Source organism: Streptomyces sp. NPDC051636, from assembly GCF_044453765.1.
Taxonomy (GTDB): domain Bacteria; phylum Actinomycetota; class Actinomycetes; order Streptomycetales; family Streptomycetaceae; genus Streptomyces.
Map to the genome: position 1 here is coordinate 187,256 of NZ_JBITDA010000005.1, position 19,431 is coordinate 206,686.

The 19,431-nt window shown below is 70.9% G+C and carries 16 protein-coding genes and 1 tRNA gene; 9 read left to right on the top strand and 8 right to left on the bottom strand.

Features of this window, described 5'->3' with window-relative positions; translation table 11 throughout:
- Positions 1–65 precede the first annotated feature (65 nt).
- The 3 genes from ACIBBH_RS12485 (at position 66) to cydD (ending at position 6,174) form a co-directional block, all read left to right on the top strand.
- A complete protein-coding gene (locus tag ACIBBH_RS12485) occupies positions 66–1,574 on the top strand; it encodes a cytochrome ubiquinol oxidase subunit I (protein WP_399404208.1) in 1,509 nt (502 codons plus the stop codon).
- Between the two features lie 27 nt (positions 1,575–1,601).
- The gene (gene cydB, locus ACIBBH_RS12490; protein ID WP_399404209.1) at positions 1,602–2,606 is read left to right on the top strand and encodes a cytochrome d ubiquinol oxidase subunit II; all 1,005 of its coding nucleotides are present in this window, start codon (positions 1,602–1,604) and stop codon (positions 2,604–2,606) included.
- Between the two features lie 61 nt (positions 2,607–2,667).
- Positions 2,668–6,174 carry a thiol reductant ABC exporter subunit CydD gene (gene cydD, locus ACIBBH_RS12495; RefSeq protein WP_399404210.1) on the top strand — a complete coding sequence of 1,169 codons (3,507 nt, stop codon included), beginning with the start codon at positions 2,668–2,670 and terminating at the stop codon, positions 6,172–6,174.
- Between the two features lie 38 nt (positions 6,175–6,212).
- Here the strand turns inward: cydD and ACIBBH_RS12500 are convergent, their stop codons facing one another.
- The 5 genes from ACIBBH_RS12500 to ACIBBH_RS12520 all read right to left on the bottom strand — a co-directional run bounded on the left by ACIBBH_RS12500 (position 6,213) and on the right by ACIBBH_RS12520 (position 11,488).
- Complete coding sequence (locus ACIBBH_RS12500; protein WP_399404211.1) at positions 6,213–7,139, bottom strand: HAD hydrolase family protein; 927 nt, start codon at positions 7,137–7,139, stop codon at positions 6,213–6,215.
- Between the two features lie 67 nt (positions 7,140–7,206).
- Complete coding sequence (locus ACIBBH_RS12505; protein ID WP_399404212.1) at positions 7,207–8,118, bottom strand: LLM class flavin-dependent oxidoreductase; 912 nt, start codon at positions 8,116–8,118, stop codon at positions 7,207–7,209.
- Between the two features lie 59 nt (positions 8,119–8,177).
- Positions 8,178–8,732: an RNA 2'-phosphotransferase gene (locus ACIBBH_RS12510; RefSeq protein WP_399404213.1), complete on the bottom strand. Its 555-nt coding sequence runs from the start codon at positions 8,730–8,732 to the stop codon at positions 8,178–8,180.
- A gap of 141 nt (positions 8,733–8,873) precedes the next feature.
- A complete protein-coding gene (locus ACIBBH_RS12515; RefSeq protein WP_399404214.1) occupies positions 8,874–10,634 on the bottom strand; it encodes an SDR family oxidoreductase in 1,761 nt (586 codons plus the stop codon).
- Between the two features lie 2 nt (positions 10,635–10,636).
- Positions 10,637–11,488, bottom strand: coding sequence for a M24 family metallopeptidase (locus ACIBBH_RS12520; RefSeq protein ID WP_399404215.1), 852 nt, complete (start codon positions 11,486–11,488; stop codon positions 10,637–10,639).
- A gap of 217 nt (positions 11,489–11,705) precedes the next feature.
- Between ACIBBH_RS12520 and ACIBBH_RS12525 the strand changes: the two genes are divergently transcribed.
- The 6 genes from ACIBBH_RS12525 (at position 11,706) to ACIBBH_RS12550 (ending at position 15,861) form a co-directional block, all read left to right on the top strand.
- Positions 11,706–12,671: an ABC transporter ATP-binding protein gene (locus tag ACIBBH_RS12525; protein ID WP_399404383.1), complete on the top strand. Its 966-nt coding sequence runs from the start codon at positions 11,706–11,708 to the stop codon at positions 12,669–12,671.
- Positions 12,661–13,569 carry an ABC transporter permease gene (locus tag ACIBBH_RS12530; protein ID WP_399404216.1) on the top strand — a complete coding sequence of 303 codons (909 nt, stop codon included), beginning with the start codon at positions 12,661–12,663 and terminating at the stop codon, positions 13,567–13,569. Before ACIBBH_RS12525 ends, ACIBBH_RS12530 begins: the two co-directional genes overlap by 11 nt.
- Positions 13,569–14,480: an ABC transporter ATP-binding protein gene (locus tag ACIBBH_RS12535; protein ID WP_399404217.1), complete on the top strand. Its 912-nt coding sequence runs from the start codon at positions 13,569–13,571 to the stop codon at positions 14,478–14,480. Before ACIBBH_RS12530 ends, ACIBBH_RS12535 begins: the two co-directional genes overlap by 1 nt.
- Before the next feature lie 10 nt (positions 14,481–14,490).
- Complete coding sequence (locus ACIBBH_RS12540) at positions 14,491–15,210, top strand: ABC transporter permease subunit (protein WP_399404218.1); 720 nt, start codon at positions 14,491–14,493, stop codon at positions 15,208–15,210.
- Between the two features lie 81 nt (positions 15,211–15,291).
- Positions 15,292–15,510 carry a hypothetical protein gene (locus ACIBBH_RS12545; RefSeq protein WP_399404219.1) on the top strand — a complete coding sequence of 73 codons (219 nt, stop codon included), beginning with the start codon at positions 15,292–15,294 and terminating at the stop codon, positions 15,508–15,510.
- Between the two features lie 264 nt (positions 15,511–15,774).
- Positions 15,775–15,861: transfer RNA gene (locus ACIBBH_RS12550), tRNA-Ser, on the top strand.
- 18 nt (positions 15,862–15,879) lie between these two features.
- Here the strand turns inward: ACIBBH_RS12550 and ACIBBH_RS12555 are convergent.
- From ACIBBH_RS12555 to pheA, 3 genes are all read right to left on the bottom strand, one after another.
- Complete coding sequence (locus tag ACIBBH_RS12555) at positions 15,880–16,683, bottom strand: HAD family hydrolase (protein WP_399404220.1); 804 nt, start codon at positions 16,681–16,683, stop codon at positions 15,880–15,882.
- Positions 16,680–17,957 (bottom strand): serine--tRNA ligase, encoded by a 1,278-nt coding sequence (gene serS / locus ACIBBH_RS12560; RefSeq protein ID WP_399404221.1) that lies wholly within the window; start codon positions 17,955–17,957, stop codon positions 16,680–16,682. Before serS ends, ACIBBH_RS12555 begins: the two co-directional genes overlap by 4 nt.
- A 518-nt stretch (positions 17,958–18,475) precedes the next feature.
- Positions 18,476–19,408: a prephenate dehydratase gene (pheA, locus tag ACIBBH_RS12565; RefSeq protein WP_399404222.1), complete on the bottom strand. Its 933-nt coding sequence runs from the start codon at positions 19,406–19,408 to the stop codon at positions 18,476–18,478.
- Positions 19,409–19,431: the final 23 nt, after the last annotated feature.

A 19,431-nucleotide genomic window follows, 5' to 3' on the forward strand; every position in this document is an offset into this window, starting at 1 on the left:
CATAATTGCTTGTGAATGTGAACGCTTTCACAAGCGGCGCCCGGCGGAGTAAGGAGACTGGCGACGTGGAGTTGGCTTTGGCGCCGGAGACACTGGCGCGCTGGCAGTTCGGCATCACCACCGTCTACCACTTCCTGTTCGTCCCCCTGACGATCTCACTGGCCGCCCTCACGGCCGGGCTGCAGACGGCGTGGGTACGTACGGACAAGGAGAAGTACCTCAGGGCGACCAAGTTCTGGGGCAAGCTCTTCCTGATCAACATCGCGATGGGAGTCGTCACCGGCATCGTGCAGGAGTTCCAGTTCGGCATGAACTGGTCGGACTACTCGCGCTTCGTCGGCGACATCTTCGGCGCACCGCTCGCCTTCGAGGCCCTGATCGCGTTCTTCTTCGAGTCGACCTTCATCGGCCTGTGGATCTTCGGCTGGGACAAGCTTCCCAAGAAGATCCACCTGGCCTGCATATGGATGGTCTCGATCGGCACGATCCTGTCGGCGTACTTCATCCTCGCGGCCAACTCGTGGATGCAGCACCCTGTCGGCTACCGGATCAACAAGGCCAAGGGGCGCGCGGAACTCACCGACTTCTGGGCGGTGCTGACCCAGAACACCGCGCTCAGCCAGGCCTTCCACACCCTCTCCGCGGCCTTCCTGACCGGCGGCGCCTTCATGGTCGGCATCGCCGCCTACCACCTGACCCGCAAGAAGCACATCCGCGAGATGAAGACCTCTCTGCGGCTCGGCCTGGTCACGGTCGTCATCGCGGGCATGCTCACCGCGATCAGCGGTGACACCCTCGGCAAGGTCATGTTCAAGCAGCAGCCGATGAAGATGGCCGCCGCCGAGGCACTGTGGGACGGCCAGAAGCCGGCGCCGTTCTCGATCTTCGCCTACGGCGACGTGGATGAGGGGCACAACACCGTCGCCGTCGAGATTCCGGGCCTGCTGTCCTTCCTCGCCAACGACGACTTCACCTCGTACGTCCCCGGCATCAACGACGTCAACAAGGCCGAACAGCAGAAGTTCGGGCCCGGTGACTACCGGCCCAACATCCCCGTCGCCTTCTGGGGCTTCCGCTGGATGATCGGCTTCGGCATGGCGTCCTTCGCCATCGGCCTGGCCGGGCTGTGGCTGACCCGGAAGAAGTTCCTGCTGCCGCAGCACCTGCGGGTGGGTGACGACGAGGTGCCGCATCTGGTCCTGTTCCGGAACAAGGCACTCAGCCCGAAGCTCACCACCTGGTATTGGCGGATCGCGGTCTGGACGCTGGCGTTCCCGCTGATCGCCAACTCCTGGGGCTGGATCTTCACCGAGATGGGCCGCCAGCCGTGGGTCGTCTACGGCGTCCTGCAGACCCGCCAGGCGGTCTCCCCCGGTGTGTCCCAGGCCGAGGTCCTCACCTCGATGATCGTCTTCACCGCGCTGTACGCCGTCCTCGCCGTCGTCGAAGTCAGGCTGCTCGTGAAGTACGTCAAGGCCGGCCCGCCCGAGCTCACCGAGGCCGACCTCAACCCGCCCACGAAGATCGGCGGCGACACCCGTGACGCCGACAAGCCGATGGCCTTCTCGTACTAGGCCTCGGGCCAAGGGAGCTGCACTGTCATGGAACTTCACGACGTCTGGTTCGTCCTGATCGCCGTCCTGTGGACCGGCTACTTCTTCCTGGAGGGCTTCGACTTCGGGGTCGGCATCCTCACCAGGCTGCTCGCCCGCGACCGGCCCGAGCGGCGGGTGCTGATCAACACCATCGGCCCCGTCTGGGACGGCAACGAGGTCTGGCTGCTCACGGCGGGCGGTGCGACCTTCGCCGCCTTCCCCGAGTGGTACGCCACGCTGTTCTCCGGCTTCTACCTGCCCCTGCTGGTCATCCTGGTCTGCCTTATCGTCCGGGGCGTCGCCTTCGAGTACCGCGCGAAGCGGCCCGAGGAGAGCTGGCAGCGCAACTGGGAGACGGCGATCTTCTGGACCTCGTTGATCCCGGCCTTCCTGTGGGGCGTGGCCTTCGGCAACATCGTGCGGGGTGTGAAGATCGACCAGCACTTCGAGTACGCCGGAAACCTTGTGGACCTGCTCAACCCGTACGCGCTGCTGGGCGGACTGGTCACGCTGACGCTGTTCACCTTCCACGGGGCGGTGTTCACGGCCCTCAAGACTGTCGGGGACATCCGGGTGCGGGCACGGAAGCTGGCCCTGTGGGTCGGTCTCGTCACCGCAGCGCTGGCGTCGGCCTTCCTGCTGTGGACGCAGGCCGAAAGCGGTGACGGCAAGAGCCTGGTCGCCCTGATCGTGGCGGTCGCGGCCCTGGTCGCGGCACTGATCGCGAACCAGGCCGGGCGCGAGGGGTGGTCGTTCGCCCTGTCCGGGGTCACCATCGTGGCGGCCGTGGCGATGCTCTTCCTGTCGCTCTTCCCGAACGTCATGCCGTCCACGCTCAACGGGGAGTGGAGCCTCACGGTCACCAACGCCTCGTCGAGCCCGTACACCCTGAAGATCATGACCTGGTGCGCGGGGATCGCCACGCCGATCGTCCTGCTCTACCAGGGGTGGACCTACTGGGTGTTCCGCAAGCGGATCGGTACGCAGCACATCGCCGAAGCCGCGCACTGAGTCCAACAGGGGTGTGCAGGGGTGTGTTTCACGTGAAACATGCCCCTCAGGGCCGAAGGGCATGTTTCACGTGAAACCAATCGATCCGCGTCTTCTCCGGTACGCCGGTGCCACCCGGCTCTTCCTGGTGGCGGTCATCGGCCTGGGTGCCGTCGGGGCGGGGCTGGTCATCGCTCAGGCCATGCTCATCGCCGAGGTGGTGGTCGGCGCTTTCCAGCACGGCCGGTCCGCTGGTGACCTGCGCACTCCCCTGCTGCTGTTGGTGGCCGTGGCGATCGGCCGGGCCCTGGTCTCCTGGCTCACCGAACTGGCCGCGCACCGGGCCAGCGCGGCGGTGAAGTCGGAACTGCGCGGGCGACTCCTCGCGCGGGCGGCGGCGCTCGGTCCCGGATGGCTGAGCGGGCAGCGGACCGGTTCGCTCGTCACGCTGGCCACGCGGGGCGTCGACGCCCTGGACGACTACTTCTCGCGCTACCTGCCGCAGTTGGGACTCGCGGTGGTCGTGCCGGTCGCGGTGCTGGCGCGGATCGTCACCGAGGACTGGGTCTCGGCGGCGATCATCGTCGGCACGCTGCCGCTCATTCCGCTCTTCATGGTGCTGATCGGCTGGGCCACCCAGTCCCGGACGGACCGCCAGTGGCGGCTGCTGTCCCGGCTCTCCGGGCACTTCCTGGACGTCGTGGCCGGGCTGCCCACACTGAAGGTGTTCGGGCGGGCCAAGGCGCAGGCGGAGTCCATCCGGCGGATCACCGGCCAGTACCGGCAGGCGACCATGCGGACCCTGCGGATCGCCTTCCTCTCCTCCTTCGCCCTTGAGCTGCTGGCGACGCTGTCCGTCGCGCTGGTCGCCGTGACGATCGGCATGCGGCTGGTCCACGGCGACATGGACCTCTACATCGGGCTGGTCATCCTGGTGCTGGCGCCCGAGGCGTATCTGCCGCTGCGCCAGGTCGGGGCGCAGTACCACGCGGCGGCGGAGGGGCTCGCGGCAGCCGAGGACATCTTCGCCGTGCTGGAGACCCCCGTTCCGGCGTCCGGGACCGGTGCGGTGCCCGCGGGCGCGGTGGCCTTCGAAGGGGTGACCGTCCGTTACCCCGGGCGGTCGGCGGATGCCGTGACGGACGTGTCCTTCACGGTCGAGCCCGGCGAGACCGTCGCGCTGGTCGGGCCGAGCGGCGCGGGCAAGTCGACGCTGCTGAACGTGCTGCTGGGATTCGTGCGGCCCGACGCGGGCCGGGTACGGATCGGGGGAGCCGATCTCGCCGAGCTCGACCCGGAGGAGTGGCGGTCGCGGATCGCGTGGGTGCCGCAGCGGCCGCACCTGTACGCCGGGACGGTCGCGGAGAACGTACGGCTGGCACAGCCCGACGCGGACGACGACGCGGTATGCAGGGCGCTGCGGGAGGCGGGGGCGCTGGAGTTCGTGGACGCCCTGCCCGAGGGTGCCGCGACGGTGCTCGGCGAGGACGGGGCGGGGCTGTCCGCCGGTCAGCGGCAGCGGATCGCGCTGGCCCGCGCCTTCCTCGCCGACCGGCCCGTGCTGCTGCTGGACGAGCCGACGGCCGCGCTGGACGGTGCGACGGAGGCCGACGTCGTGGCGGCGGTGCGGCGGCTGGCGGTGGGGCGGACCGTTCTGCTGGTGGCGCATAGGCCGGCGTTGCTGGGGGTGGCGGACCGGGTGGTACGTCTGGCGGAGGCCCAGTCCCCACCGGCTGTGGCAGCCGGTGCCCGGGCGGCGGGTGTACCGGGGAACGAGAGAGCGGTCACCGAGGACGCCCCGGTCGCCGTCGAGGCCGAGACGCAGCGCACGGCGTCCACTGCCGGCGTCCTCACCCGCGTCCGTGCCCTCGCCGGCCCCCGGCGCGCACGCCTCGCGCTGGCGCTCTTGCTCGGATGCCTGGCGCTCGGCAGTGCCGTAGGGCTGATGGCGACCTCCGGATGGCTCATCTCGCGGGCCTCGCAGCAGCCGCCCGTGCTGTACCTGATGGTGGCCGTGACGGCGACGCGGGCCTTCGGGATCGGGCGGGCGGTGTTCCGGTACGCGGAGCGGCTGGTGTCGCACGACGCCGTGCTGCGGATGCTGGCCGACACCCGGGTCGCCGTGTACCGGCGGCTGGAGCGGCTGGCCCCCGCCGGGCTGCGGCGGACCCGCCGGGGCGACCTGCTGACCCGGCTGGTCGCCGATGTGGACGCGCTCCAGGACTACTGGCTGCGCTGGCTGCTGCCCGCCGGTGTCGCGGTGGCCGTCTCCGCCGCCTCCGCCGGCTTCACGGCGTGGCTGCTGCCCGAGGCCGGTGCCGTGCTCGCGGCGGGCCTGCTGGCGGCCGGAGGCGGCGTACCACTGCTGACCGCTGCCGTGGCGCGGAACGCCGAACGGCGGCTGGCTCCCGCCCGAGGAGTGCTCGCGACCCGTGTGACCGACCTGCTGACCGGCACCGCCGAACTGACGGTCGCGGGCGCACTCCCCGCTCGCACGGACGAGGCCCGGCGGGCCGACGGCACGCTCACCCGGATCGCGCGCCGCGCCGCCACCGCCACTGCCCTCGGTGACGGTCTCACCGCCCTGTGCTCCGGCCTGACCGTCGCCGCCACCGCCCTGCTGGGCGCACAGGCGGTCGCCGCCGGCCGGCTGAGCGGCGTGGCGATGGCCGTGGTCGTCCTCACTCCGTCGGCCGCCTTCGAGGCCGTACTGGGCATGCCACTCGCCGTGCGGTACCGGCAGCGGGTGCGCAGGAGCGCGGAGCGCGTGTACGAGGTCCTGGACGCGCCCGAGCCCGTACGGGAGCCGGAACTGCCCCGGCAGCCGCCCGTGTCGCCGTTCCCATTGGTCGTCAAGGGGCTGGGCGCCCGGTACCCGGGCCGGAACCGGGACGCGCTCGCCGGGTTCGACGTCACGCTCGCCCAGGGGCGGCGCGTGGCCGTCGTCGGGCCGTCCGGGTCCGGCAAGACGACCCTCGCCCAGGTGCTGCTGCGGTTCCTCGACCCGCGGGCGGGCTCGTACACGCTGGCCGGTGTCGACGCCCGCGCGCTCGACGGCGACGACGTACGGCGGCTGGTCGGGCTGTGCGCCCAGGACGCGCACCTCTTCGACAGTTCCGTGCGCGAGAACCTGCTGCTGGCGAAGAAGGAAACCACCGAGGCCGAACTGCGGGACGCGCTCGCGCGGGCCCGGCTGCTCGACTGGGCGGACGGGCTGCCCGACGGGCTCGACACGCTGGTCGGCGAGCACGGGGCGCGGCTGTCCGGCGGGCAGAGGCAGCGGCTGGCGCTGGCCCGGGCGCTGCTGGCCGACTTCCCGGTGCTGGTGCTCGACGAACCCGCCGAGCACCTGGACCTGCCCACGGCCGACGCGCTCACCGCCGATCTGCTGGCCGCCACCGAGGGCCGTACGACCCTGCTCATCACGCACCGGCTGGCCGGGCTGGAGGCCGTGGACGAGGTGATCGTCCTGGACGGGGGACGGGTGGTGCAGCGCGGGCCGTACGCCGAACTGGCCGCCGTGGACGGGCCGTTGCGCGCGATGGCGGAGCGGGAGGCGGCGGCGGAGGCACTGGTCGAAGCCCGCTGACCCCCTGCCCTCGCGGACGGAGGGCGCCCGACCGCCCGTTACCGCCGTTCTGCCAGCAGCCGCTCGATGACCACCGCGACCCCGTCCTCGTTGTTGGCGGTGGTCTTTCCCGAGGCGGCGGCGACGGCGGCCGGGTGGGCGTTGCCCATGGCGTAGGACTGGCCCGCCCAGGTCAGCATCTCCACGTCGTTGGGCATGTCTCCGAAGGCGACGACCTCCTCGTGCGCGATCCCGCGCTCGGCGCAGCACAGGGCGAGTGTGCTGGCCTTGGAGACGCCGGGGCCGCTGAGTTCCAGCAGGGCGCTGGGGCTGGAGCGGGTGACGGTGGCGCGGTCGCCGATGGCGAGGCGGGCGAGGGTGAGGAAGGCGTCGGGGTTCAGCGTGGGGTGGTAGGCGAGGATCTTCAGGACCGGCTCGTCGGGGGCCGCTCCGTCCGGGGCCAGGAGGTCCTCGGCCGGCGCGAGGTCGTCCGGTATCTCCATGTGCAGTTTCGGGTAGTCCGGCTCCTGGTGGAAGCCGTACGTCTGCTCGATCGCGTACACCGTGCCGGGGGCCGCGTCCCGCAGCAGCCGTACGGCGTCGAGCGCGTTCGGCCGGGCCAGCTCGCGTACCTTCACGAACCGGTGGGCGCCGGGACCGCCGTGCAGGTCGACCACGGCGGCGCCGTTGCCGCAGATCGCCAGGCCGTGGCCGTGGACGTGGTCGCTGACGACATCCATCCAGCGGGCCGGGCGGCCGGTGACGAAGAAGACCTCTATGCCCGCTTCCTCGGCGGCCGCCAGCGCGGCGACCGTGCGCGGGGAGACCGATTTGTCGTCGCGCAGCAGCGTGCCGTCGAGGTCGGTGGCGATCAGCCGCGGCGGGACGCCGGGACTGCCTCCCGGCTCTGGCGAGGTCGAGAGCTGGGGGGAGGCCGGGGTCTCGGGCTGTCGGGTCGCTGAGGTCACCGGACCATTCTCGCGCATATGCCCGCACGGACATGCGGGACTTCACACAGATGAGTCACAGCGGGATCACGGATCGTACGCGGCGTCAGCGCAGCTGCGCGACGGCCTCCAGGGCGATCCGCTCGAAGACCTTCTCGTCGGCGGCGAAGTCCGAGTCGGGGATGGGCCAGTGGATCACGATCTCGGTGAAGCCCAGCTCCTGGTGCCGGCCCGCGAAGTCCACGAAGGCGTCCAGGGACTGCAGCGGTCGGCCGCGGTCCGGGGTGAAGCCGGTGAGCAGGATCTTGTCGAGCCCGGCCATGTCCCGGCCGGTGGCGGCGCAGGCGTCGGCCAGCTTCCCCGCCTGCCCGCGCAGGGCCGCCAGCGACTGCTCCGGCGTGCCGTTCTCGTAGAGCCTGGGGTCTCCGGTGGTCACCCACGCCTGTCCGTACCGGGCGGCGAGCTTCAGACCCCGGGGGCCGGTGGCGGCGACGGCGAAGGGCAGCCGGGGGCGCTGCACGCAGCCGGGTATGTTGCGCGCCTCGTGCGCCGCGTAGAAGTCGCCCTGGTACGACACCCCGTCCGTGCCGTCCTCGGTCAGCAGCCGGTCGAGCAGCGGGACGAACTCCGCGAACCGGTCGGCCCGCTCGCGCGGAGTCCAGGGCTCCTGCCCGAGCACGGTGGCGTCGAAGCCGGTGCCGCCCGCGCCGATGCCCAGGGTGACCCGGCCGCCGGAGATGTCGTCGAGGGAGATCAGTTCCTTGGCCAGCGTCACCGGGTGGCGGAAGTTCGGCGAGGTCACCAGCGTCCCCAGGCGGAGCCGCTCGGTGACGGAAGCGGCGGCGGTCAGCGTCGGTATCGCGCCGAACCAGGGGCCGTCGCGGAAGCTGCGCCAGGACAGGTGGTCGTACGTGTACCCCGTGTGGAAGCCCAGCTGTTCGGCCCGCACCCAGGTCGAACGGCCGCCCTCGCTCCAGCGGCGGTACGGAAGGATCACGGTGCTCAGACGCAGACTCATGCCCCCGAGACTAAGCGCCACCACTGACAACGGCCGAAACGGCCACTGTGCGCGGCCGCTCAGCCACCGTGCGGCTCGGAGAACCGCAGATATCGGGGCGGCACGGCCTGGGTGAGCCACACCCCGTTGGCGCTGACGTGGAAGACGTGACCGTCGCGGTGCATGGCGCCCGCGTCGACCGGGAGGACGACGGGCCGGCCGCGGCGGGCGCCGACCCGCTCGGCCGTCCCGCGGTCGGCCGACAGGTGGACGTCGTGCCGGTTCATGGGCCGCAGGCCCTCCGCCCGGATCGCGTCCAGGCAGCGGGCCACGGTGCCGTGGTAGAGGTACGGCGGCGGAGTCGCCGGGGGCAGGCCGAGGTCTACCTCGATGCTGTGGCCCTGGCTGGCCCGGATCCGGGTGCCCTCGACCGCGAACCGCTTCTTGTCGTTGACGGCCACCACGTGGTCGAGTTCCTCGCGTGTGAAGCGGAACCCGTGGGCGGTGGCCGCGGCGATCAGCGTGTCGATCTCGACCCAGCCGCCCTCGTCGAGCGTGAGACCGATCCGCTCAGGCTGGTGACGCAGGTGTTTCGAGAGGTACTTCGACACCTTCACGGTGCGTCTTTCGTCCATCCCCTCAGCATGACGGGAGAGACGGCAATCACGCATTTCGTTTTGCCGATGAGGTTTGATCCACAACCAACTGCAGTTATCCACAGGCGAGTTGGTGACTCTGTGGACAACTGCCTGCCCTTTCGGGGGACTTCATCCCGATCACAACCGCGGCTCCACCCGGGCGATCGCCCGCACCGCCCCGGGCAGGAAGCGGGACAGGAGGTGCGCGCCGCGGGCCTCCGGGGTCACCGGGACCAGCGGCTTGTTGTGGGCGACCGCGTCCAGGACGGCGTCGGCGACCTTCTCCGGCGGGTAGTTGCGCAGGCCGTAGAGGCGGGCGGTCCGCTTCTGGCGCCGCTTCTCCTCCTCGGCGTCCACGCCCGCGAAGACGGCCGTCGACGTGATATTCGTGTTGACGAAGCCGGGGCAGATCGCCGTCACGCCGATGTCCCGGCCGGCCAGTTCGGCCCGCAGGCACTCGCTCAGCATGAGCACCGCCGCCTTCGACGTGCTGTAGGCGGGCAGCGCCCGGGAGGGCTGGTAGGCGGCCGCCGACGCGATGTTGACGATGTGGCCGCCCTGCCCGCGCTCGGCCATTCGCGCGCCGAAGAGGCGGCAGCCGTGGATGACGCCCCACAGGTTGACGTCCAGGACCCTGCGCCAGTCCTCCGTCGTCGTGGCGAAGAAGGAGCCGGACAGGCCGATGCCCGCGTTGTTCACCAGCACGTCGACCACGCCGTGCTCGGCGGTGACCTTCTCGGCCAGCTGCTCCATCGCCTGCTCGTCGGAGACGTCGACCGGCTCCGCCCAGGCCCCCGGAGCGCCGAGCAGACGGGACAGCTCCGCGGTGCGGACGGCGGCCTCCGCGTCCCGGTCGACGGCCACCACGCGCGCGCCGGCCTCCGCGAACGCGAACGCCGTGGCCCGCCCGATGCCGCTGCCCGCGCCGGTGACCAACACGAGTTGTCCGCCGAAGCGGTCGGCGTGGCGGCCTGTGGGCTTCGGCGAGGGGCGTCCGCCCTCGACGCCCGTGACGAACTCCTCGATCCAGGCCCCCACCTGGTCGGGCCGGGTGCGCGGGATCCAGTGCCGCGCAGGCAGTGTGCGGCGGGTCAACTGCGGAACCCACTGCTCCAGGTCGTCGTAGAGCCGCTTCGACAGGAACGCGTCCCCCAGGGGCGTGATGAGCTGCACGGGCGCGTGCGCGTACGCGTCCGTGCGCGGCCTGCGCAGCCGGAACCGTACGTTGTCCCGGTACAGCCAGGCGCCGTGCGCCGCGTCCGTCGGCAGGGACGGGGCGGGGTGGTCGCCGCCGGGTACCTTCTCCACCCGCCGCAGGATCTTCGGCCAGTGCTTGCCCAGGGGGCCGCGCCAGGCCAGTTCGGGCAGGGCGGGGGTGTGCAGCAGGTACACGTACCAGGATCTGGCGCCCTGGCCGAGGAGCTGGCCCACGCGCCGGGGCGTCGGTCGCCTCACGCGCGCGTTGATCCAGTGTCCGAAGTGGTCCAGGGAGGGCCCGGACATCGAGGTGAAGGAGGCGATCCGGCCCTCGGTGCGCTGGACGGTGACGAACTCCCAGGACTGCACCGAGCCCCAGTCGTGCCCCACCAGGTGTACCGGCCGGCCCGGGCTGACCGCGTCCACGACCGCCAGGAAGTCGTCCGTGAGCTTCTCCAGGGTGAAGCCGCCGCGCAGCGGCCGCGGTGCCGTGGAGCGGCCGTGGCCCCGGACGTCGTACAGCACGACGTGGAACCGGCCGGCGAGGCGGAAGGCCACCTCCGACCAGACCTCCTTGCTGTCCGGGTAGCCGTGCACCAGCACCACCGTCGGCCGGTCCGGATCCCCGAGCTCCGCCACGCACAGCTCGACCCCGCCCGTGCACACCCGGCGCTCCCGCGCGCCCTTCAGCGTCGTAGGCATCGTCACCTCGCCTCCGCCCGGCGCCGCACTCCCCCGCGCTCGCACGCCCTCGCGCGGGGGGACCCCCATGGCAGATCGTCGTCCAGCCGGAAGGCGCTCTGCCGAGGGTCCCGGGAGCCGGTGACGACCAGGATCTCCTCGGACTTCGCGCCCGTCCCCCGGAAGCCGAGGTGCGGTTCGACCGCCCACAGGCCCGGCCGCGGCGGGTGGTCGGAGAAGCGGTACGGCGACCACAGCGGCGACCGGCCCTCGCGGTGTCCGCGCAGCACGTCGCCCGCCAGGCCCTTCAGGGACTGCGTGCCGAACCCGAAGACGTGCGGGGACCGGCGGCGCTGCCGTACCCGGTCGACCTTGTGGGCGATCACCCCGAAGGGATGGGCGCGGTGCCGGTTGGCGTAGCCCTGGCGGACCATGAGGCGGTCGACGTCCTCGTAGATCTCGCGCAGGATCAGCTCGCGGTGCGCCTCCAGGTCGGCCATCAGCCGGTCCTGCACCGGGTTGACGCCGAGCGAGCCCGAGTAGCCGATGTCCGCCGTGTATCCCTCGTAGACCGGGGCCATGTCCAGGATGAACGGCATTCCGGGCTCCAGACGGCGACCGGTCGGGAAGAACTGCCAAGGCACCGTGAAGCCCGCGGACACCGTGCGGTCACCGAACCAGGCGAAGGGCAGGTGGAACCAGTCCCGCACGCCCCGCTCGCGCAGCCACTGCCGCTGCATGCGGGCGGCCTCGCGCTCGGTCACGCCCGGTTCCAGCCGGGCGGCCACGGCCTCGGCGCACTCGTACGCCAGCCGCTGCACGGTCCTGAAGCCCGCGAGTTCCGCGGCGAGTCCGCGTGTCACCGCCGTCGTCATGCCACCGCCACCGCCCACCGTCCGATCCGGCTGCCCTACTTGCCCGTAACGTGACCCCCGCGACTGTTCCAGTCGTTAGACCAAGCGTCAATAGCCTGGTGGGGCGTGAGACCTCAGGGTGACCCGTAGGTTCCCGTACGACTGGAGTCTGACGCCAAGACGGCTCTCCGGTCTGACGCCCGGCGTGGCCCGCGTCACTACCTTCGAAGACGTGACTGTGATCGCGACCGAAAGCCTGAGCAAGCGGTTCCCCCGGGTGACCGCGCTTGACCGGCTCTCCGTGGACGTCGGACCCGGTGTGACCGGACTCGTCGGTGCCAACGGAGCCGGCAAGTCAACACTGATCAAGATCCTGCTGGGTCTGTCCCCCGCCACCGAGGGCCGCGCCGAGGTGCTCGGTCTCGACGTCGCGGCCAAGGGCGCCGACATCCGCGAGCGCGTGGGCTACATGCCGGAGCACGACTGCCTGCCGCCCGACGTCTCGGCGACCGAGTTCGTCGTCCACATGGCCCGCATGTCCGGCCTGCCGCCCGCTGCCGCGCGCGAGCGCACCGCGGACACCCTGCGCCATGTCGGCCTGTACGAGGAGCGCTACCGTCCCATCGGCGGCTACTCGACCGGCATGAAGCAGCGCGTGAAGCTCGCCCAGGCCCTGGTGCACGACCCGCAGCTGGTCTTCCTGGACGAGCCGACCAACGGCCTCGACCCGGTCGGCCGCGACGAGATGCTCGGCCTGATCCGTCGAATCCACACCGACTTCGGCATCTCGGTCCTGGTCACCTCGCACCTCCTGGGCGAGCTGGAGCGCACCTGCGACCACGTCGTCGTCATCGACGGCGGCACGCTCCTGCGCTCCAGCTCCACCACCGACTTCACGCAGACCACGACCACCCTCGCGATCGAGGTCACCGACACCGACGACCACCCCGACGGCACCCGCGCGGTCCGCGAGGCGCTCCACGCGCGCGGGGTGGACACCCACGACGAGGGCAGCGGCCTGCCCGGCGCCGGCCGCGTGCTGCTGCTGACCGCTCCGGGCGAGGAGACGTACGACCTGGTGCGTGACGTCGTCGCCGGCCTCGGCATCGGACTGGTGCGCATGGAGCAGCGCAGGCACCACATCTCGGAGGTGTTCCGGGACAGCGACGAGCAGCGGAAGGAGGCGGTCGGCCATGGCCGTTGAGCACCCCGTAGCGAACGCCCCGGGTGACCAGACCCGTATCCACAACATCGGCTACCGCAGCTACGACGGCCCCCGCCTGGGACGCGCCTACGCCCGCCGGTCCCTGTACTCGCAGTCCCTGCGCGGCGCCTACGGCCTCGGCCGCTCGGTGAAGTCCAAGGTGCTGCCGATGCTGCTGTTCGCGGTGATGTGCGTGCCCGCGGCCATCATGGTCGCCGTCGCGGTCGCCACCAAGGCGCACGAACTGCCGGTGCCCTACACTCGCTACGCGATCATCATGCAGGCCGTCATCAGCCTGTACGTCGCCTCGCAGGCACCCCAGTCCGTCTCCCGCGACCTGCGCTTCAAGACCGTGCCGCTGTACTTCTCGCGGCCGATCGAGACCGCCGACTACGTCCGCGCCAAGTACGCGGCGCTGGCCTCGGCGATGTTCATCCTGACCGCATCCCCGCTGCTCGTGCTCTACGCGGGCGCGCTGCTGGCCAAGCTCGACCTCGCCCACCAGACCAAGGAATTCGCCCAGGGACTCGTCTCCGTGGCACTGCTCTCGCTGCTCTTCGCCGGCATCGGCCTGGTCATCGCCTCCGTCACCCCGCGCCGCGGGTTCGGCATCGCCGCCGTCATCGCCGTCCTGACCATCTCCTACGGCGCGGTCACCACCCTCCAGGCCATCGCCGACGTCAACGGCAGCAGCGGCGCGATCCCCTGGATCGGCCTGTTCTCGCCCGTCACGCTCATCGACGGGGTGCAGTCCGCCTTCCTCGGCGCCACCTCCTCCGGACCCGGGGGCGAAGGCCCGTCCACCGGAGCGGGCGCGGTGTACGTCCTCGTCGCCCTGGGCGTCATCACAGCCAGTTACGGCCTGCTGATGCGCCGCTACAAGAAGGTGGGCCTGTAATGACCACGCTCTCCCTCGACCACGTCTCCCGCTGGTTCGGCAACGTGGTCGCCGTCAACGACATCACCATGACCATCGGCCCCGGCGTCACCGGCCTGCTCGGCCCCAACGGCGCCGGTAAGTCCACCCTGATCAACATGATGGGCGGCTTCCTCGCTCCCTCCACGGGCACGGTCACCCTCGACGGGCAGCCGGTGTGGCGCAACGAGGACATCTACCGGCACATCGGCATCGTCCCCGAGCGTGAGGCCATGTACGACTTCCTCACCGGCCGTGAGTTCGTCGTCGCCAACGCTGAGTTGCACGGCCTCGGCGTCAAGGCCGCCCAGAAGGCGCTGGCCACGGTCGAGATGGAGTACGCGCAGGACCGGAAGATCGCCACGTACTCCAAGGGCATGCGGCAGCGCGTGAAGATGGCGAGCGCCCTCGTGCACGACCCGTCGCTGCTCCTGCTCGACGAGCCGTTCAACGGCATGGACCCCCGCCAGCGCATGCAGCTCATGGAATTGCTCAGGCGGATGGGCGACGAGGGCCGTACGGTGCTGTTCTCCTCCCACATCCTGGAGGAGGTCGAACAGCTCGCCCGGCACATCGAGGTCGTCGTCGCCGGCCGGCACGCGGCCAGCGGCGACTTCCGCCGGATCCGGCGCCTGATGACCGACCGCCCGCACCGCTACCTGGTGCGCTCCAGCGACGACCGCGCGCTCGCGGCCGCGCTGATCGCCGACCCGTCGACATCCGGCATCGAGGTCGACCTGACGGAGGGCGCGCTGCGCATCCAGGCCGTCGACTTCGGCCGCTTCACCGCGCTGCTGCCGAGGGTCGCCCGCGACCACGGCATCCGGCTGCTCACGGTCTCGCCGTCCGACGAGTCCCTCGAGTCCGTCTTCTCGTATCTCGTCGCGGCGTAGGAGGCCGAAGATGTACGACCCCACAGTCGCCCGGCTCACCTACCGGGCCCTGCTCGGCCGCCGCCGGGCCCTCATCCTGGGCGCACTGCCCCTGCTGCTCATCGTCATCTCCGTGGCGGTGCGCGCCCTGACCGGAGCCGACGACCAGACGGCGTCGGACGTGCTGGGCGGGTTCGCGCTCGCCACCATGGTGCCGATCATCGGCGTCATCGCGGGCACCGGCGCGATCGGGCCGGAGATCGACGACGGCTCCGTGGTGTATCTGCTGTCCAAGCCGCTGAAGCGGCCGGCGATCATCTTCACCAAGCTGATCGTGGCGATCGCCGTGACGATGGTGTTCTCCGCGGTGCCGACGCTCATAGCCGGCCTGATCCTCAACGGCAACGGTCAGCAGGTCGCCGTCGGCTACACGGTGGCCGCGCTCGTCGCCTCGATCGCGTACGCGGCGGTCTTCCTGCTGCTGGGCACGGTGTCCCGGCACGCGGTGGTCTTCGGTCTTGTCTACGCGCTCGTCTGGGAGGCCCTGTTCGGCTCCCTGGTGCCCGGAGCGCGCACGCTCAGCGTCCAGCAGTGGGCGCTGGCGGTGGCCCACAAGGTGGCAGGCGGCGATCTTGTGACCTCGGACGTCGGGCTGAGCACGGCGACGGTGCTGCTGGTCGCGGTCACCGTGCTGGCCACCTGGTACGCGGGACAGAAGCTGCGGTCGCTGACGCTCGCGGGTGAGGAGTAGGCGCGGACCCGTCTTGACGGGGGCTTCACCTCCGTCCGGGCACACTCGGCACAGGGGATGCACCGCTGGGGAGGCACGAAAATGGCCGACGAGGCGCCGTGGTACGACGACTGGGACGGGGCCGTCCTGGACGACGAGTTCATACGCTCCGCCGAGACCACCGAGCCGTCCGCCCGTGCCCGGATGCTCGCCGCCCGCTGGCGCGCCGAGGAGCCCGAGCCGCGGCCGTGGCGGTCGGACGAGCCGCCGGCGGGGTGGTTCTTCAGCAAGGCGCGTCGGCGCAGGTGGCGCCGCCGGTAGTGCCGTCGAAATTCGGTGGCGCCCAACTCGTCGTACCGGCACAGTGATTGTGTTCACGCCGCCGGTCGGGGAACCGGCGACACGGTCCGGGAGAGGAGCCGGGCGATGTCCATGCACGACAGTACGTCCAGCTCCCGAAAGGGCAGCCCGCGGCGGGCTCCGGAGTAGTCACCCGCTCCGTCCGAGTCCGCCCCGCACGGGGAAGCTGCCCGGGGCGGCCGCTTCGAGCACGCGGCGCGCTGCGCTCGCGTGGGCCGCCTTCCCGGAGGATTGGCCGAGTGGTAAGGCACTGGCTTGCTAAGCCACGGTCGGGCTGGAAAGCCCGCGCACGTTCGATCCGTGCATCCTCCGCAGAAGCGAAAGATCAGCTCAGCCCAGCAACCGCTCCAGCACCACCGCGATCCCGTCCTCCTCGTTGGAGGACGTCACCTCGTCCGCCACCGCCTTCAACTCCGCGTGGGCGTTGGCCATCGCCACCCCCCGGGCGGCCCAGGCGAACATCGGGATGTCGTTGGGCATGTCGCCGAAGGCGAGTGTGTCGGCGGCCTTCAGACCCAGGCGGCGGGCGGCCAGGGAGAGGCCGGTGGCCTTGGACAGGCCCAGCGGCAGGAGTTCCACGATGCCCGCGCCCGCCAGGACGACCGTCACGAAGCCGCCCGCGGCCTGGCGGGCCGCCTCGGCCAGTTCGTCGTCCGAGAGGGTCGGATGCTGGATGTATATCTTGTTCAGCGGGGCGGTCCACAGGTCCGACGCGTCCGTGCACGGAGTCGCCGGCAGCCGGCCCGTGACCGCGTAGCCAGGTCCCACCAGCACCTCGCCGTCCAGGCCGTCGCGGCTGACCGCCAGGAACAGCGGGCCCACCTCCGCCTCGATCTTGGCCAGGGCCACGCCCGCCAGCTGCCGGTCCAGGGTGACCGAGGTCAGCAGGCGGTGCTCGCCGGCGTGGTAGACCTGCGCGCCCTGGCCGCAGACCGCGAGACCGTCGTAGCCGAGGTCGTCGAGGATGTGCCGGGTCCAGGGGGCCGCGCGGCCGGTGACGACGATGTGCGCGGCGCCCGCCGCGGTGGCCGCGGCGAGCGCGTCACGGGTGCGCTGCGAGATCGATTCGTCGGAGCGCAGCAGCGTTCCGTCGAGGTCGGTGGCGACGAGCCGATAGGGGAATCCGGTGCTCACCTGGAGACCGGCTCCAGGACCTCCCGGCCGCCCAGGTAGGGACGCAGCACCTCGGGCACGCGCACCGAGCCGTCGGCCTGCTGGTGGTTCTCCAGGATTGCCACGATCGTGCGCGGTACGGCGCACAGCGTGCCGTTGAGCGTGGCCAGCGGACGTACCTGCTTGCCCTCGCGGACGCGGATCTGCAGGCGGCGGGACTGGAACTCGGTGCAGTCCGAGGTCGAGGTCAGTTCGCGGTACTTGCCCTGGGTCGGGATCCACGCCTCGCAGTCGAACTTGCGCGCGGCCGAGGCGCCCAGGTCACCGGTGGCGACGTCGATGACGCGGAACGGCAGCTCCAGCGAGGTCAGCCACTGCTTCTCCCACTCCAGCAGGCGCTGGTGCTCCGCCTGCGAGTCCTCGGGGGTGACGTAGGAGAACATCTCGACCTTGTCGAACTGGTGGACGCGGAAGATGCCCTTGGTGTCCTTGCCGTGCGAGCCGGCCTCGCGGCGGAAGCAGGGCGAGAAGCCCGCGTAGCGCAGCGGCAGCCTGTCGGCGTCGAGGATCTCGTCCATGTGGTACGCGGCCAGCGGCACCTCGGACGTGCCGACCAGGTACAGGTCGTCCTTGTCGAGGTGGTAGACGTCCTGGGCGGCCTGGCCGAGGAAGCCGGTGCCCGCCATGGACTGCGGGCGGACCAGCGCCGGGGTCAGCATCGGGGTGAAGCCCGCGGCCGTCGCCTGGGTGATCGCCGCGTTGACCAGGGCCAGCTCCAGCAGGGCGCCGACGCCGGTGAGGAAGTAGAAGCGCGAGCCGGAGACCTTCGCACCGCGCTCCACGTCGATCGCGCCGAGGAGCTGGCCGAGTTCCAGGTGGTCCTTGGGCTCGAAGCCCTCGGCGCCGAAGTCGCGGATCGTGCCGTGCGTCTCCAGCGTGACGAAGTCCTCCTCGCCGCCGACGGGCACGTCGGGGTGGATGAGGTTGCCCAGCTTCAGCAGGAGCTCCTGGGTCTCGGCGTCGGCCGCGTCGCGCTCGGCGTCGGCGGCCTTGACGTCGGCGGCCAGCTGGCCGGCCTTCTTCAGCAGCTCGGCCTTCTCGTCCCCGGAGGCCTTCGGGATGAGCTTGCCGAGCGCTTTCTGCTCGGCGCGCAGCTCGTCGAAGCGGACGCCGGACGACCTGCGCCGCTCGTCGGCGGACAGGAGGGAGTCGACGAGCGCGACGTCCTCTCCACGGGCGCGCTGGGAGGCGCGCACTCGGTCGGGGTCCTCACGGAGCAGGCGAAGGTCAATCACGCGGTCAAGGCTACCGGTGCCGCGTTCGGGCCCACGACTCGGTTTCCCGAACTGCGGCGAACTACGGCTTACCTACCGTTATGAGGGAATTGCGCCATGTGTCAATAAGCATCGTCTCACTCCCTGGGACGGGTCATGTGACAGGCGGCACGTTGACCCGATTCCCTTGTGGAGAACGGGACTTGAGGCATCGGTTGTCCACAGGAATCCACACCTTCCGAAGAGTTATCCACAGGCTGTGCGGAAGGCCTGTGGATTCCGGAATTGATCACTCCGGAAGTGGTGATCGAAGTGAGGAATTCCCGGCGCAAAGGGCTCTGACACCCACTTTCGGGTGCAAAAAGGTCGCCCCAAAAGATGAACCAAAGGAAACGAGTGGACGAAGGGTGAGGCGTGTGCTGTCGGCCACGGTGGCGGGCCGCAGGGCGATTTGTCGACCAAGTCCCGCTTCCGTGTCGACTTGTCCCCAGGTCGAGAAGCGCGAGAAGCCCGCCTGTGGATAACCTCTGTGGATAACTCTAGAACCGGCCGTCCTGGCACCGGGCGACCCAGTCCGCCGCCGCCACGAACTCCTCGTCAGAGGTCCCGGGCAGCGTGGGCCGGACACCGCCCGGGGTGACGTCCGCACGGGGGTACGAGCCGAGGAACCGCACCTGCAGACAGACCCGCTTCAGCCCCGTCAGCGCCTCGGCCACCCGTCGGTCGGAGATATGGCCCTCGGCGTCGACGCAGAAGCAGTAGTTGCCGATGCCGGCGCCGGTCGGGCGGGACTGCAGCAGCATGAGGTTGATGCCCCGGGTGGCGAACTCGCCCAGCAGGTCGCGCAGAGCGCCGGGGTGGTCGTCGCGCTGCCAGAGCACCACGGACGTCTTGTCCGCGCCGGTCGGGGCCGCGGGCCGGGCCGGGCGGCCCACCAGCACGAACCGCGTCTGCGCGTTCTCCGCGTCGTGGATCCCGGTCTCCAGGGCCTGCAGGCCGTACCGGGACGCTGCGAACTCGCCCGCGAAGGCGGCGTCGTACCGGCCCTCTTGGACCAGCCGGGCGCCGTCCGCGTTGGAGGCGGCGGACTCCCAGGCGGCGTCCGGGAGGTTGGCCTTGAGCCAGTTGCGGACCTGTGGCTGGGCGGCCGGATGGGCGGTGACGGTCTTGATGTCGGACAGTTTCGTGCCCGGTCTGACCAGGAGCGCGAAGGTGATCGACAGCAGCACCTCGCGGTAGATCATCAGCGGTGCACCCGCGACCAGCTCGTCCAGGGTGGTGGTGATACCGCCCTCGACGGAGTTCTCGATCGGCACGAAGGCGGCCTCGGCCTCGCCGGCGCGCACGGCGTCCAGCGCGGACTGCACCGACACGTACGGGATCAGCTCCCGGGTGGCCGCCTCCGGAAGCGTGCGCAGGGCGACTTCGGTGAAGGTGCCCTCGGGGCCGAGATACGCATAGCTCGCTGGCATGTCCTCACCCTAATGGCCGCGCG